We start from the raw sequence: 15,131 nt of genomic DNA on the forward strand, positions 1-15,131 counted from the left end.
CTAGCTCACATCTGATGCCTATACTTCCTTTGATGATCCAATCTACGAAGAATAGTTTAGATGAGAGCTTTCTCATTCTTATTTTCTACTCTATGGTCTTTTATTCATGATGCTGGATTCCATAGTGCTGGTTTTTCTATAATGTTTTGGCCTTTGATACCATGTTTGAGGAAATTGTCCTCCACACATTCATTCACGATCTTCACTAGCTCGTCCTTTGAAATATTGGAAACTGCCGAGAGTATCTTCAGTTTTGCTTCCTTGTTCATATCAGACTCGATATTCTCTATCTGAGGGGATTCGTAGTAAGCGGTTATGCTTGCCTTAACTATGCCGGAGCTATGCTCCAGGAAGAGCTTGATATGACCCAGAAACTCGGGGTTGAGTTTGAGTACACTGGTCTTGACTGATTCTATGATGTCCTCTGCAAGCGAACTTGCACTCTCGGAGTTTATTTCACCCTGGATCATGAACTCACTGGCATAACTGGCAACCCCGGAACATGCAATGGAATCCACTTCCTCAAGGGTGGGACGGTCTGCCACATCAATGCAGAAGGTGGGGTCTGAAAGCACAGTATCCATGAAATTCCTGAAAGCATCGTCATCCTTTTTTGCCGATAGTTTGAAGACCGTAGCCTTTGGATTGAGCTGCTTCACAGACTCTTCGATAATGGGGAGCTCCAGTGGTTTTACGAGATCTGCCTTGTTTATGACAAGGATCTCAGCATCCTCGATCTGCCTTCTGGAAAAATGCTTCATCTCTTTAATGAGATACTTGAACCGGCTTCCGTCAATGAGAGTGACAAGGGGTGCAAAGGTGAGATCTGGAAGGTCAAGCTTTTCAACCTCTGCCTTTATCATATTCGGGAAAGCTATACCGGTAGGTTCGATCAGAATTACATCGGGATCGTATTCCCTGTGCAGGTTGCTGATGGTATATTTCATATCCATCTTCAAACTGCAGCAGATACAACCATTGGTTATCTCCTTGGTGTTAAAGCCATATTTGGAGATGACATCTCCATCGACTCCAACCTCTCCGATCTCGTTCACAACTATGGCGACCTTATATCCTCGCTCTCCCAGGTATTTTCCAAGACCCAGAACCATTGTGGTCTTACCGCTTCCAAGAAAGCCACCTATCACAAGCACTCTCATTTTTTCACCGTTTTTTATATCATTACTTCAAGATTCGCCCAATCGAATTTATCAGAAGGACATGCATGGATACATTTCTGACAGTTGGCACCGTCACAAAGGTCAGTACTTATACTCACTTTACCTTCGTCATCCATGGTTATCGCATCGTTGGGACAGACCTTGATACATTTGTGGCATACTTCACAGTCCTTGATGACCATGGTAAGATATGTACCAACTCTCTCGATCACATCGAGTCCTTCATCACCCAGAACAGGGATGTCCTTCTCAACAACCTTCTCTATGTTAGGAGTCGAGCTTGGCTCATCGAGGGTTGGGAGTTTCTTCTTCTTGAGATACTTCTTCAGGGCTTTGAAAGGCATGCCTTCACCCCAGTAGGAGAGCTCGAGTATGTATGCCTCCTTGAAAGCGTCATCAGTTGCGAACATCACATGAGTACCCACGATCTCTTTGGCTATCTCCTGAAGTTCCCATAGCCTGTCCTCTGACAGAAGGATCTCTCTTGCAACTATAAGGGAAGTATTGCCGATCTGGAGCACATTCTCCACAGCGTAGGGTATCATCCCTATCTTATGTGCCTTCCTCGCATCCATATATGTGCCGGCTGCACCGGACATATAGGCTATCTTGACATCTTCCGTGCCTATACCTGCTGCATTGCACAGGGTCACATGACCTGCTCTGATGGCACCTATTGCCCTGCCAGCCTCAACAAGGTCCTTTTCAGTGAAATTTATGCCATCCTGAAGATGGATCATTCCATCAGGAGTTTTTATCTTTGGAAGCTGGACAAGTCCCTGCTCAATCCCTGCCTCCATAAGAGCAATGACACCTGTACCTGTGATACCTGTGGCTGTGATTGACTCCTTCTCGATCACATCCCCGTTCTTGGGGTTGACAAGGTCACCTTTTATAACAGTCATTTCCGCATCGAGTACATAGTTTCTCAGGGAGCTGTCCTCGAACTCCAGGTCTGAGATAGCATAGGGTGAAGCTATTGTTCCGTCCTTTATCTGCTGTCCTTCAAGAGCAGGACCGGCAGCGGCTGAACCTGTGTAAATAACATTACCAACCTTAAGAGCCATCTCTGCATTGGTACCATAATCAGTTGCTATTGAGATCTCATCCTTCTCCAGCATACCTGACTTGACTATAAGAGCAAGAGCATCGGCACCAACCTCATGTTTGATGGCAGGAGGGATGATCACCTTGCATTTGAAATCCTCAAGACCTGTTACTTGTTCACTCTCGATGATAGCGGCATTTCTTTCCTGTTCCTCGATGTGCAGGAGCTTTTTCTTTCTCTCTCCAGCATATGCAAGATCATCAATGGCAATTCCCTGGAATATTGAAAGCTGTATAGGGTTTCCGCAGACAGATAATTTCTCAAGATCGGCTGGCTCAACACCAAGTTCTGAGATGATATTCTTTACCGCATTGATGACGAGTCCATGGGCAAGGTCCTGTCCATAGTTTATTGCGAAGTCCAGGTGGTCCATGACATTTGCACCGGGCAGCGGATTTCTCAGAGTGATCACAGTCTTCTTGATATCACCTGTTTCAAGATCGATCTTCTGAGCCCTGAAACCACTTGTACCCAGGTCGATGGCAATTCCCACATTCATATTGATACCCCTTCTAAAATCAAAATTATTTAAATCAAAGAGTCATTTCAAACTAAAGAAGAAAAGGGAGAAGCTCTCCCTTTTCAAATATACACCAATTAAATTTCAAGCGAAGTACTCGTCTCTTGCTTCTACAAGAGCCTTTATGTTCTCTGTAGGTGATTTTGGAGCTATTCCGCATCCTGGAGCCAGTACATCGATTCCATCTCCAAGAGCCTTCTTTGCTGCTTCCTTTACATCAGCAGGTGTTCCGGACAGGATCACAAAAGGACTTGATACGTTACCAACTATAGTTGCTCTGTCACCGACGGTTTCCTTTGCAGCCTTAACATCTGCGACCTTTTCTTCCATGCTGATACCTTCGAACTTACATTCAGCTGCCATTCCAAGAATAGGAGCTATGTTACCACATACGTGAAGAACGGTAAGAGCATCGACACTTTCTGCAAATCTTGTAAGTCTTGGTTTGAGGTACTGATCAAAGGTTGCAGGGCTCATAAGGTCAGGGGAAGCAACAGGGTCAGCAACACTGATCACATCTGCTCCTGCAGCCGCAAGCGCCTGTGCATACTCAATAGCAGCGTCTGTGGCAAAATCAAGCATAGCTTCGAAGTCCTCTGGCTTCTTTATGGACCACTTCATAAACTTCTTTACACTTCCGAGATCAGATGCAAGGGTAACAGGTCCTTCCATACCAGCAATAACAGGGATATCGTCTCCGACCTTCTCTCTGATTATCTTTGTAGCTTCAAGGACAGCAGGTATTCTGCCCTGTCCAAGAAGATTCTCTGGCATCTTGGCATCAGCTGGTCCCTTGGGGTATGGGTGATCTGTTACAGATGGCTGTCTGTCCTTTGTACCCATGTTTATTTCACAACCCATTGCTTCTGCAAGTACGGTCAGGCAGTATGGATATCTTACAGCCTCAAGACCAGCAAGCTCGTGGGCTGCTATTGCTAAAGTTGCCATCTTGTCTGCATCGGTATGTGCCTCTGGCCATTCAGCTCCGGTTGCATCCATAAGTTCTGTTGTACCTGTCTGAGTAACAGAGACTGCTGGTACTTTGTCTACTTCTTCGCCTTTGAGGGCTTTCATAAGTCTTTCCTTAGGGGTTAAGCTGCTCATATTATTATTCTCCATTTATTTTAGATCCCGAAGGATACCGCATAATACTACATAATTGACTATTTTCCAAAGTGGGCTGAGAGCCCGGATCCAATCTACATTTTAAAGGAGTTCACTGAGAATTCCTAGAAATACTTTCATTTAATCATATATAAACATATGTTTTGCATGGTTTTAATATATAAAGTCTTGTATTGCAGTATTAGAAGAGTTTACTGATTCAACTGCAATAAATAAAGTATATTGCATCTGGTTTTGAGAAAATATCAAAATAAATATTAAGACATGCACGAATTTACAAGACAAAATGTTTATATATAATAATATGAAGTCTATCAAAAGAAGATAGTATAAAAAGATTGCGTGACATTGTACAAAAATATAATGGCATCCAGAATACCATGAACGCTCAAGAACCTGTTTTTGAAAAAAATAAATGAAAAAACATGCAAAGTGTATAGTCCACAGTAGAATTCTATAAATAGTAAAATGTTTTTTTTTACTGCTTACTTATAAATGAATGATGGATTAATTATCAGAGAAGCTATTTTGATTATATAAGTGAATATTTTTTTTGAGTTATTTATATCATGGTCTTTTCTCATCTTCAACAAAAATGTATATATTATTATATCTCCTGCAACATCCCAAGCAAAAAAAAGGATAAACATGAGGATCGCAAAATTAAAACTTGAAGGAAATATATTTCTCGCCCCTATGTCCAATGTGACAAACCTGCCATTTCGTCTCATGTGCAGAGAATACGGGGCATCCATGAGCTATACCGAAATGATAAGTTCGGATGCTGTTATCCACGAGAATAAAAAGACCATTAACCGTGGAATAAGCTGTGAAGCCGAGAGGCCTTTTGGGATACAGATATTCGGCAATTCTCCTGATATAATGAGAACTGCTACCCTCAAAATAGAGGAAAGCTACCATCCCGATATAATAGATGTGAATTTTGGCTGTCCTGCAAGACTGCTTACAAAGGAAGGATGTGGCTCTGCCTTATTGCATTCTCCTGATCTCATCTATGACATATTGAAGGAACTTGTGGACAACATTTCAACCCCTGTGACTGCCAAGATACGTGTACTTGAGGATATGGATAAGACCCTGGAGATAGCCAGAATTATCGAGAAGTCCGGAGCTTCTGCAATAACGGTTCATGGAAGGACACGCCAGCAGCAATATTCCGGAAGATCGAATATGGAATATGCGAAAAGGATCAAACGTGAACTTTCTATCCCTGTCATTGCCAACGGAGATATTGTCGATGAGCTTTCGGCTGAGAGCATACTGGAATATACGGAATGTGACGGTATCATGATCGGCAGGGCAGCCATGGGAAATCCTTTCCTTTTAAGGAGGATCTCGCATTATATTAGTACCGGGGAATTGCTGGAGTACAATGAATGCCAGCAAAGAGTTGAAGATTTTAAGGAATATGTAAGGCGACTGGAAGAATATGATCTTATGCACACTGTTAACATGAAGGCTCAGGCACAGTGGTTCACAAGGAGCATTAGTGGTGGCCGCCATACACGGAACATGATTTCCGCCTCAAAAGATGTTGACGAAATAGTCAAACATATCAAAGATATGTGCAACCTAATCGATTGATGCTGTTTTTACATTCTTTTTTTTTATTTTTTATGGGTTAATAATTCTATATCAGACATGATATGATGGTCAAATTACCAAAAGACTAAATAGAATTAATCAATTCTACACCATTAAACATTGCATTTACCAACAGATGACGAAATACAAATGCAGTTGGCATGTTTTCTGATATCTGCTTAAACGCATAACGTCTGCGTAAAAACGTTTTACTTGTTTAACTAACATATATTATTCCAACCGTTACGGAGAATTATAGATGAAAGAAATACGAATACATGGACGAGGTGGACAAGGTTCTGTTACTGCTGCCGAACTACTGGCTGTCGCTGCTTTTGCAGACGGTAAATTTAGCCAGGCTTTCCCTGCTTTTGGAGTGGAAAGAAGGGGTGCACCAGTTCAGGCTTTCACCAGGATGAACGATACTCCAATCAGGCTCAGAAGCCAGATATACGAGCCAGATTATGTGATCGTTCAGGATCCGACATTGCTTGAAGTCGTTGATGTTGCAAGCGGCTTGAAGGATGATGGAATGCTTATCATTAACAGTGATTTCGATGCTGATACATTCGATCTTGACACAAAGGCAAAGATCATGACAGTGAACGCTACAAAGATCGCACTGGACATAATCGGAAGACCAATTGTCAACACTGTATTACTCGGTGCCTTTGCAGGCGCTACCGGTGAGATCAAGCCGGAGTCTATTATGGAAGCTGTCAAGGAAAGATTCCCTGGCAAGATCGGCGAAAGAAATGCTGAAGCTATTATGCAGGCATATGAAATGATGGAGGCTAACAAATGACTATCCTACCTGGTGGAGTCTGTAAAGCAGGTACCACAACTGTCAACAAGACAGGCGGATGGAGAACCTTCAAGCCTGTTTATGACTACGACAAATGCATAAAATGCAAGCTCTGCGAACTGCTCTGTCCTGATGCATCAGTTGACCCAAGAGATGATGGATTCTTCGAGTTCAACTATGAATTCTGTAAGGGCTGCGGTATATGCGCCAACGAATGCCCAAAGGACGCTATCACAATGGTTCTGGAGGAGAAGTAAATGTCACGTGAAATGAATATTGACAAGAGCAAGATGACAGTTGTCGAAGGTTCCTATGCAGTTGCACATTCTGTAAAGGTCTGCAGACCAAATGTCATTTCAGCATACCCCATCACACCACAGACTCATATCGTAGAAGACCTCTCCCAGTTCATGGCAGACGGCGAGATCCCAAACTGTGAATACATCAATGTGGAATCTGAGTTCTCTGCACTTTCAGCACTGGTAGGTTCAGCAGCAGTGGGCGCAAGATGTTATTCAGCAACCACCTCACAGGGTCTTGCGCTTATGCATGAAGTGATGTTCAACATGTCCGGTATGAGATTCCCAGTTGTCATGACAATTGCAAACAGGGCTATCAGCGCACCTATCAACATATGGAACGACCATCAGGATTCCATCTCCCAGAGGGACACAGGATGGTTACAACTCCACGCTGAAGACACACAGGAAATATCCGACATGACCGCACAGGCATACAAGATCTCCGAGGATAAGGACATACTCATGCCATCCATGGTCTGTATGGACGGATTTATCCTTTCACATGTATACGAACCTGTTGTACTCCTTGAGCAGGACATCACAGATGAGTTCCTGCCAGCATACGAACCTGAGCACGTGCTCGATCCTAAGAATCCACTGAGTTTCGGTGCATTCGCAGACCCTAATAGCTACACAGAGTTCAGGTATCTTCAGGAAGAGGCAATGCAGAAGTCCCTCAAGAAGATCGAGGATGTTGCAAACGAGTTCTATGATATGTACGGCAGATACTACGGCGGACTCATTGACGAGTACCAGACCGAAGATGCTGACATCATAATCATGGCAATGGGTTCAATTATCGGAACCATCAAGGATGTAATTGACCACCTCAGGGCAAAGAATGTCAAGGTAGGACTGCTCAAGGTAAGATCCTTCAGACCATTCCCTGCTGACGCTATCAGGAATGTCATAAAGGATGCAAAGGTCGTTGTTGTCCTTGACAAGAACATTTCACTTGGTCTTAATGAAGGAGCACTCTTCACAGAAACCAAATCCGCACTGTACAACAGTGATATCCGTGTACCCACAGTTGGTTACATGATAGGACACGGTGGACGTGACATTAAGATAGATACCATCGAAAAGATCATCGATGAGGCAACAGAGGTCATGAAGACTGGTATCAAGAAAGAGAGCCAGTTTGTCGATGTAAGGGAGGATCTACTATGAAATCATTGCTAGTCCCAGGACACAGAGGATGTGCAGGTTGCTGTGATGCAATGGCTGCAAAGTTCACTTTGATGGCTGCAGGCGAGGACTGTATTGTCGTCAACCCAACCGGATGTCTTGAAGTTATGACAACACCATACCCTGAAACTGCATGGGATGTACCATGGATACACTCACTTTTCGAGAATGCAGCAGCTGTGGGATCAGGTATTGAAGCAGCTTTGAAGGCTCTTGGAAGGAAAAATGAGACAAAGGTTATCGTAATGGGCGGTGACGGTGCAACATTGGATATCGGTATGCGCTCAGTTTCCGGTGCATTTGAAAGAGGCCACGACCTCACCTATGTATGTATCGACAACGAGGCTTACATGAACACCGGTGTACAGAGAAGTGGTGCAACACCATTCAATGCATCAACCACAACCAGCCCTGCAGGAAAGGTTTCCTTTGGTAACGACAGACCAAAGAAGAACATGCCTGCTATCATAGCTGCACATGGCGCACCTTACATTGCAACCACATCCATTGGATACCCAAAGGATATGATCAATAAGGTCAAAAAGGCAACAGAAGTTGAAGGCCCAACCTACATCCACGCACATGCTCCATGTACAACAGGATGGGGATTCGATACTTCCAAGACAGTAGAAGTTGCAAAGATGGCTGTACAAACTGCACTCTGGCCACTCTACGAAATGGAAGATGGAGAAGTTACCAAGGTCAAGAAACTCGGTAAGAAGGTAAAACCTGTTGAGGATTATCTCAAGATGCAGCGCCGTTTCAAGCACCTTTTCACAATGGAAGGTGGCGAGGATAAGATTGCTGAGATCCAGGCAATTGCTGACAAGAACGTAGAAGATTACGGGTTGTAAACCCAAATCTTCTCTTCTTTTTTCCTTTTTTTAGTTTTCATTCTCTTCATTACTTTTTCCGCTTATTATTATTTTTAGTTCCAATGGAAATAATGGGCTTCTGAAAAAGCATAAGAAGTATCAATCCATTTTTTAATCCATGACCACACAAACCCCGATACCAGATAACAGAGAGAACTTTGGGAGTATTTACAAACACCTGCAAGGGGAGTATCCCAATGCAGAACCCATGCTTCATTTCAATAACCCTCTGGAACTGATGGTTGCAACGATCCTCTCAGCCCAGTGTACGGACAGGCAGGTCAACATAGTCACACAGCAATTGTTCCGGAAATACCACTCTGTCGAAGATTACGCCAATGCAGATCTGCATGAGCTTGGTAAGGACATTTACACAACAGGTTTCTATCGCCAGAAAGCAAAGCACATCATAGGGAGTGCACAGATAATCATAAGTGAGTTCGGTGGTAGTGTACCAAGCAGCATGGAAGACCTGCTAAAACTTCCAGGGGTCGGAAGGAAGACAGCCAATATAGTGCTTGCCCGGGGTTTTGATATCATCGAGGGTATTGCAGTGGACACGCACGTAACCCGTTTATCGCAAAGACTTGGTTTCACCAAAAGCAGCGACCCCAAAAAGATAGAACTCGACCTGATGCCTCTTGTGAAAAAAGAAGACCGGGAAAATCTTTCCATGACATTGATACTCCACGGCAGGAATGTGTGCATCGCAAGGAAACCAAAATGTGAGATCTGTGTTGTGAATGAGTGGTGTCCTTCCAGTGAAGTTTAAGATTAGTGATAATTTCTGACACCACACCTGTTCTAACGTTATGTACTTTCCTTCAACCGGACAAATGAAATCCGGAAACTCACTTTTTTGCTGTTCTCGGTAATATTTCCTACAATCAGTATATTAAAAAAGTTTTTTTTAGCAATAAATAAATATGTGCAGTTGAAATAATATATTATTAAGAAAAACAAATTTCAATTAAAAGGAAGGGGTTAAAGAAATGTTATTCATGGACATAATGACGTGGGATAAGAAAGATGATATGGAAATAGGTAAACGCTATGAAAGCTGGGAGTATCCTAAAGGCTACAATGAAATAGCATCATGGAGTGACCTGTCTTCATGCAGGGTTTTTGTGGTGTACGAACTTGAAAATGCGGAAGCTTATGCCAATGCTACATTCCCCTGGAGAGACGTCATAGACTGTGAAACTATCCCTGTGATGAATACCGAGAAGGCCATTGAGATTACTACCAAATTAATGAGCCAGTAAAAGATAGCCTGAAATTGATAAAAGAAACAGGATGATGAGAGAACAGTCTGCATCGCTCTTTTTCACTACTGTTTTTAGGTTTCACAGGGGGGATACTCATGATCGTACTGAGGCCTTTTGCAGAAGAAGATAATGCTGCATTATTGGAAATTGAGAAGTTATGTCCACAGGGTAATGACAAGATAGCTGAGGCTATGGATAAGAGTCCGGATATCACAGCCAGGTACAGGCTGTATGACAACTGGGAAATTTTCGTGGCTGAGGAAGAAAACAGGGTGGCAGGCTGGATTGGATGGACAGTGAAACAGAATGCAGATGGTAAAAAATATGCTTATCTTGCAGAGGTGATCATACATCCGGATTTCCGGAGAAGGGGGATTGCCACTGAACTGATGAACAAGGCTGAAACGGAACTGAAGAGAAAGGGCGTGTCTTATACCTATTGCTACGTATTTGAGGCAAATGATGCTTCAAATGCCATGGTTGTAAAAAATGGCTATCAGAGAGTGGGAGAAGTACAGGTACAGGCTATACCTGTCTACAAGGAAAGAAAACTTGCACCTCAATTTTCTATCAGACCTGCCGGTAGGGATGATATACAGGATATCGTGGACCTCATAAATGGGTACTATGCAGGCAGAACACACTTTTCAGCCTATACGGCGGAGAGCTTTGAAGCACATGTAAAGAATATCCCGGGGTACGACATGGATAATCTCTGGGTAGCATTTTCAGGTGACAGTATCGTGGCATGTGCAGGATTATGGGACATAGCCCCAATAGCCAGAATGTACTACGCCAAAGAACCTGCAACCATGAGGATACTCGGTGTGGTGTTCAACTTCCTGGACCACTTCACCAGTATGCCGATGATCCCTGCGGAAAATGAGCCTTTTGCTACCCAATACATAACAGATCATGCATTCACCCCTGAGGGTACTCAAGCAATGTCAAACCTGATCAGGTATTTGAACAACATCGTGCTGGAATGCCAGGGAAATTTCATCGTAGGTATCCACAGCCCTGATGACCCAATGGTCCAGGTGATGAAGGGATTAAGAACCATGGTGGAAAAATGGAATGTATTTACAAAGTTATTGGACAACGGAACTATAAGTCTCGAGCCATTGTATCTGGATATCAGGGATTTCAGTGCATGAGTATGCTCCATCTTTTGACAGGAGTCCATAGGGTACTGGTCTTCCATAATTTATCATAAACTCTCATAACATCTAATACTTTTTTCAACACTTGCTTAACGTTATATATTGAGCCGCTATTTACGCAGTCATTAGAATAATTTTTGACGCGAGTCAGCTGGCTTCTGTATGAAAATGCAAAATAAAGTTACACAATACTTCAAGGAATCGTTTACGAGCGACTTAAAGGCCGGATTTATCACAGCCATTGTGGCACTGCCACTTGCTATCGCTTTTGCTATTGCATCAGGTGTTGAGCCGCAGATGGGTCTGTACACGGCTATCATTGCTGGTATGCTGGTCTCAGCCACAGGCGGATCGAGATACTCCATTACCGGACCCACCGGGGCAATGACTGTGATCATCCTTTCAACGATACACAGTTTCGGAATTGAGGGGCTGCTCCTTGCGGGCTTCCTTGCAGGTGCTTTCCAGGTACTGTTCGGAGTCCTGAAACTTGGTAAGGTTGTCAAATACATTCCCCTGCCCGTCATATCAGGATTCACCAGCGGTATAGGTGCCATCATCCTTATCGGTCAGATACCCAATGCCCTGGGAATGGTTATCCCCGCAAAGGAACACGTGTGGGAAACCCTCTACGCCATAGTTTCCAACATTGACCTCCTTAACAGCACTGCGATAATGATATGTGCTGCCACCATACTGCTCCTGTTATTCCTTCCGGGAATCCTGGCAAAAATGAGATACTTCGACAGCCTTCCGGCATCCATTGTCGCACTTATACTATCGGTGGTGCTGGTCTTCTTCTATAAGATAGACATACCCATAGTTGGTATCATCCCTGCCGGACTTCCGCAGATACAGATGTTGAACTTCAGTCCAGGATTACTCATGGCAGTCCTGCCGGCAGCCCTTACCATAGCACTATTGGGAACCATTGAATCCCTGCTCTGTGCCGTGGTCTGCGATGCCATGACAAACACCAGACACAACAGTAACAAGGAACTCATCGGACATGGGGTCGCTAACATGGTTCTGCCCTTCTTCTCGGGTATTCCCTGTACAGCAGCCATCGCAAGGAGTGCCGTGAACATCAGGGAAGGTGCAAAGACCCAGATGGCAGGTGTCATCCATGCACTGATATTGCTGGCAATACTGCTGTTTTTGGGACCCGTTGCCAGATTCATCCCCAAGGCATACCTGGCAGGTGTGCTCATCCTGGTATCTCTCAGAATGATAAATATAGAGGAATTCAAGACCATCATGCGCATAAGCAAGATGGACACTGCTGTTCTGCTAACCACATTCATACTCACGGTGCTCACAGACCTTGTGTTCGCAGTGCAGATGGGTATGTTCCTGTCCGTGATATTGCTCTTCATAAGACTGACAAGTTCCACAGATATACAGACCATGGAAAGTTACGACAAGTCAAAGGGTATCAACGCCACCATCTTTGCTGACCCATACCTTGAGAAGAACGTCTCCGTTTACACCATCAACGGACCCTTCTTCTTCGGTGCCATGAACGTCTTTGAGGGCAAGATCAACGAGCACATGAGCATCAGCAAACCTCACATAATACTGCGTATGCGCTATGTACCGTTCATAGATACAACCGGAATTGAAAGGCTGAAGAGTTTCATCTCCGCAAGCAAAAGAATGCACCAGAAGGTCTATCTAACCTCCATACAGCCAGAGGTCATGGGAAAGATAATGAGTGATATCGAATTGAAAGAACTCATGGAAAAGCAGCATGTGCATATTTTTGATAGTACACAGGAAGCACTTGCTCATGTAAAAAAGGAAAGTGAGAGTAAGGAAGTATAGAGAAAAGTGAGGAGAGATGGAGTTGACCCTGCTCTCATCTTTTCATCAGCATTTTGTTCCAGGTCCTTTCTTATCTGAGAAAGAAATCATTCATTATTTTTTATTGAGAGGATTGAGAATAATGTTAATAGATGAGTGGATGTCTCATAAAAAGAATAAGGAGTAAGATCTTACCCATTAGAAAAATTCTGGATTGTTAAAGGCGTATGCACACAGACCACCAATTGCCAGGGTTTCTATCAACGGAATTCCATGGGGGATAGGATTGGTTGCAGCATAGAGAAAAAAACTTGCCAGAATGGCAATAATAAAATTAGCGATTATAATATCTTCGATTTCCATTTTTACACCAGATGAAAACAGATAATTAAGTCAGTTATTCAATTTTCTGTTTCTTTGTTTTTAGTCTAAAATTGCACAAATTATAAAAAGGAAATCCTGTTTTATCTGCATTCACCGACCTTGAGAAAAAGTTTAATAATTCCTGTCTTCATGGATCAAAAAATGAGATTTGCTGAATCATCTCAAAGCTCAACCATCATCCCGTGACCATAGTCATCATTGGGCCTCTTGAAGAATCCGAACTTCTCATAAAATCCTTCTCTGCCTTTAGCCGACATCAGGGTTATGAAAGAGTTTGCTGGAGCATTTTTCTCAAGATAGCTCATTATCCCTTCCATTAATTGGGTACCTATGCCCTGATTCTGGTACTCTGGCAACACGATTGTATCGGCAACAAAATAAACAAGACCATGGTCTCCTATCAAACGAGACATTCCAATAACTGTACTATTTGCTACAGCACAGACACAATATACCGAGTTATCAAGGCCTCGTTCCATCACCTCATTATCAGAAACACTCCATCCAGCAGCTTCCCGCAGGAGTAAGTATTCTTTTAATGAGGGAAGTTTTTCTTCGATGCTATAGTTATTCATGTCTTTCTTTAATCTCCCATGAACAACTGCTTTGCAATAGCCCTCCTCTTCTCCATACCCTCATCCTCGAATTCTTCCACTATTTTTTCCAGGAGATCCGGGATTGGCAGGCTCTGCGGGCACTCATCCAGACATTTACCGCATTGTGTACACTGGGAAGCGAAACCTGTACCTGAATTATTCAGTATGCCGCCAAGTTTTGCCACATACATCATCTTTATCTGCTCCTCGTTGCCGAACATGTGCATATTATTGTACATCTCGAAACAGTGGGGAATCTCAACACCCTGAGGGCATGGCATACAGTATTTGCAAGCTGTACAGTCAATTTTCATAAGCTCGCTGTACTTCTCAGCCACCCTGTCCACAAGTTCCAGCTCCCCATGGGACAATGAATCAGGGAAAGCCTCGCCTGCTATTCTCAGATTCTCCTCTATATGCGCTTCCTCGTTCATCCCTGAAAGCACAACTGTAACCTCGGGACGGTTCCAGACCCAGCGCAGTGCCCACTCTGCAGCACTCCTTTTCAGCTCAGCCTCGTTCCATATCTCCTGTATGGCAGGAGGAACGTTCCTGGCGATATTACCGCCACGCAGAGGCTCCATGATTATTATTCCAAGACCCTTTGATGCTGCATACTCCAAACCTTCAGTGCCAACCTGCCTCTCTGTGTCCAGGAAGTTGTACTGGATCTGGCAGAAATCCCAGTCGTAGGCATCGATCACTTTTTTGAAGTCATCGGTGGTTCCGTGGAATGAGAATCCGGCATTGATGATACGACCATCTACCTTTGCCCTGTCAAGGAAATCCAGAACTCCAAGTTTGTGTATCTTTTCCCAACTACTTCCAATAAGGCTGTGTACAAGATAGTAGTCAATATGGCTCGTGTTGAGTTTTTCAAGCTGGGAATTGAGGAAGCGGTCCATATCCTCATATTCCCTGACCATCCACTGGGGTAATTTGGTGGCAAGTTTCACCTTTTCCCTGTATCCATCTCCAAGCGCCCTGCCAATGAATGGTTCACTCTCTCCCATGTGATACGGCCATGCGGTATCCACGTAGTTCACACCATGGTCTATGGCGTAGCGAACCTGGAATGTAGCTCGCTCCTGATCTATGCTCCCATCATCATTCAGGGGCAGGCGCATGGCTCCGAAACCCAGAATTGATAACTCATCCCCGTTCTTTGGATTTTTCCTGTACAGCATTTCTCTCACCTTTAATTCAAA

General features: G+C 43.7%; 15 protein-coding genes. 9 read left to right on the forward strand and 6 right to left on the reverse strand.

The window, feature by feature from the left end; genetic code table 11:
* Positions 1-104 precede the first annotated feature (104 nt).
* The 3 genes from V7O66_RS10765 to mtaA form a co-directional block, all read right to left on the reverse strand.
* Positions 105-1,160 carry a GTP-binding protein gene (locus tag V7O66_RS10765; RefSeq protein ID WP_406660314.1) on the reverse strand — a complete coding sequence of 352 codons (1,056 nt, stop codon included), beginning with the start codon at positions 1,158-1,160 and terminating at the stop codon, positions 105-107.
* A 14-nt stretch (positions 1,161-1,174) separates the two neighbouring features.
* Positions 1,175-2,788, reverse strand: a complete 1,614-nt coding sequence (locus V7O66_RS10770) for a methylamine methyltransferase corrinoid protein reductive activase (RefSeq protein ID WP_406660315.1) — start codon at positions 2,786-2,788, stop codon at positions 1,175-1,177.
* Positions 2,789-2,893: 105 nt separating this feature from the next.
* Positions 2,894-3,913, reverse strand: a complete 1,020-nt coding sequence (gene mtaA / locus V7O66_RS10775) for a methylcobamide:CoM methyltransferase MtaA (protein ID WP_406660316.1) — start codon at positions 3,911-3,913, stop codon at positions 2,894-2,896.
* A gap of 669 nt (positions 3,914-4,582) precedes the next feature.
* Between mtaA and dusB the strand changes: the two genes are divergently transcribed.
* From dusB to V7O66_RS10820, 9 genes are all read left to right on the forward strand, one after another.
* Positions 4,583-5,539, forward strand: a complete 957-nt coding sequence (dusB, locus tag V7O66_RS10780; RefSeq protein WP_406660317.1) for a tRNA dihydrouridine synthase DusB — start codon at positions 4,583-4,585, stop codon at positions 5,537-5,539.
* A gap of 259 nt (positions 5,540-5,798) precedes the next feature.
* On the forward strand, positions 5,799-6,344 hold the full coding sequence (locus tag V7O66_RS10785) for a pyruvate ferredoxin oxidoreductase subunit gamma (protein ID WP_406660318.1): 546 nt from the start codon (positions 5,799-5,801) through the stop codon (positions 6,342-6,344).
* Positions 6,341-6,601 (forward strand): pyruvate synthase subunit PorD, encoded by a 261-nt coding sequence (gene porD, locus V7O66_RS10790; protein WP_406660319.1) that lies wholly within the window; start codon positions 6,341-6,343, stop codon positions 6,599-6,601. The genes V7O66_RS10785 and porD overlap by 4 nt, the downstream gene beginning before the upstream one ends.
* A complete protein-coding gene (porA, locus tag V7O66_RS10795) occupies positions 6,602-7,816 on the forward strand; it encodes a pyruvate synthase subunit PorA (protein WP_406660320.1) in 1,215 nt (404 codons plus the stop codon).
* Positions 7,813-8,688, forward strand: coding sequence for a pyruvate synthase subunit PorB (gene porB, locus V7O66_RS10800; protein ID WP_406660321.1), 876 nt, complete (start codon positions 7,813-7,815; stop codon positions 8,686-8,688). The genes porA and porB overlap by 4 nt, the downstream gene beginning before the upstream one ends.
* Positions 8,689-8,827: 139 nt before the next feature.
* On the forward strand, positions 8,828-9,481 hold the full coding sequence (gene nth, locus V7O66_RS10805; RefSeq protein ID WP_406660322.1) for an endonuclease III: 654 nt from the start codon (positions 8,828-8,830) through the stop codon (positions 9,479-9,481).
* A 220-nt stretch (positions 9,482-9,701) separates the two neighbouring features.
* Positions 9,702-9,974 (forward strand): DUF3303 domain-containing protein, encoded by a 273-nt coding sequence (locus V7O66_RS10810; protein WP_406660323.1) that lies wholly within the window; start codon positions 9,702-9,704, stop codon positions 9,972-9,974.
* Positions 9,975-10,072: 98 nt separating this feature from the next.
* Positions 10,073-11,134, forward strand: coding sequence for a GNAT family N-acetyltransferase (locus V7O66_RS10815; protein WP_406660324.1), 1,062 nt, complete (start codon positions 10,073-10,075; stop codon positions 11,132-11,134).
* 174 nt (positions 11,135-11,308) lie between these two features.
* Positions 11,309-12,964 (forward strand): SulP family inorganic anion transporter, encoded by a 1,656-nt coding sequence (locus V7O66_RS10820; RefSeq protein ID WP_406660325.1) that lies wholly within the window; start codon positions 11,309-11,311, stop codon positions 12,962-12,964.
* A 177-nt stretch (positions 12,965-13,141) separates the two neighbouring features.
* On the opposite strand, the gene V7O66_RS10825 is transcribed toward V7O66_RS10820, so the two are convergent.
* The 3 genes from V7O66_RS10825 to V7O66_RS10835 form a co-directional block, all read right to left on the reverse strand.
* A complete protein-coding gene (locus V7O66_RS10825; protein ID WP_406660326.1) occupies positions 13,142-13,306 on the reverse strand; it encodes a hypothetical protein in 165 nt (54 codons plus the stop codon).
* A 182-nt stretch (positions 13,307-13,488) separates the two neighbouring features.
* Positions 13,489-13,902, reverse strand: a complete 414-nt coding sequence (locus V7O66_RS10830; protein ID WP_406660327.1) for a GNAT family N-acetyltransferase — start codon at positions 13,900-13,902, stop codon at positions 13,489-13,491.
* 8 nt (positions 13,903-13,910) lie between these two features.
* Complete coding sequence (locus V7O66_RS10835; protein ID WP_406660328.1) at positions 13,911-15,110, reverse strand: aldo/keto reductase; 1,200 nt, start codon at positions 15,108-15,110, stop codon at positions 13,911-13,913.
* Positions 15,111-15,131 lie beyond the last annotated feature (21 nt).

The sequence above is a fragment of the Methanolobus sp. ZRKC3 genome (genome assembly GCF_045291275.1).
Lineage (GTDB): Archaea > Halobacteriota > Methanosarcinia > Methanosarcinales > Methanosarcinaceae > Methanolobus.

Excerpts from the sequence above, each read along its gene's own strand:
- V7O66_RS10765 (WP_406660314.1), bottom strand. The coding sequence starts at position 1,160 with ATGAGAGTGCTTGTGATAGGTGGCTTTCTTGGAAGCGGTAAGACCACA.
- V7O66_RS10770 (WP_406660315.1), bottom strand. The coding sequence starts at position 2,788 with ATGAATGTGGGAATTGCCATCGACCTGGGTACAAGTGGTTTCAGGGCT.
- mtaA (WP_406660316.1), bottom strand. The coding sequence starts at position 3,913 with ATGAGCAGCTTAACCCCTAAGGAAAGACTTATGAAAGCCCTCAAAGGC.
- dusB (WP_406660317.1), top strand. The coding sequence starts at position 4,583 with ATGAGGATCGCAAAATTAAAACTTGAAGGAAATATATTTCTCGCCCCT.
- V7O66_RS10785 (WP_406660318.1), top strand. The coding sequence starts at position 5,799 with ATGAAAGAAATACGAATACATGGACGAGGTGGACAAGGTTCTGTTACT.
- porD (WP_406660319.1), top strand. The coding sequence starts at position 6,341 with ATGACTATCCTACCTGGTGGAGTCTGTAAAGCAGGTACCACAACTGTC.
- porA (WP_406660320.1), top strand. The coding sequence starts at position 6,602 with ATGTCACGTGAAATGAATATTGACAAGAGCAAGATGACAGTTGTCGAA.
- porB (WP_406660321.1), top strand. The coding sequence starts at position 7,813 with ATGAAATCATTGCTAGTCCCAGGACACAGAGGATGTGCAGGTTGCTGT.
- nth (WP_406660322.1), top strand. The coding sequence starts at position 8,828 with ATGACCACACAAACCCCGATACCAGATAACAGAGAGAACTTTGGGAGT.
- V7O66_RS10810 (WP_406660323.1), top strand. The coding sequence starts at position 9,702 with ATGTTATTCATGGACATAATGACGTGGGATAAGAAAGATGATATGGAA.
- V7O66_RS10815 (WP_406660324.1), top strand. The coding sequence starts at position 10,073 with ATGATCGTACTGAGGCCTTTTGCAGAAGAAGATAATGCTGCATTATTG.
- V7O66_RS10820 (WP_406660325.1), top strand. The coding sequence starts at position 11,309 with ATGCAAAATAAAGTTACACAATACTTCAAGGAATCGTTTACGAGCGAC.
- V7O66_RS10825 (WP_406660326.1), bottom strand. The coding sequence starts at position 13,306 with ATGGAAATCGAAGATATTATAATCGCTAATTTTATTATTGCCATTCTG.
- V7O66_RS10830 (WP_406660327.1), bottom strand. The coding sequence starts at position 13,902 with ATGAATAACTATAGCATCGAAGAAAAACTTCCCTCATTAAAAGAATAC.
- V7O66_RS10835 (WP_406660328.1), bottom strand. The coding sequence starts at position 15,110 with ATGCTGTACAGGAAAAATCCAAAGAACGGGGATGAGTTATCAATTCTG.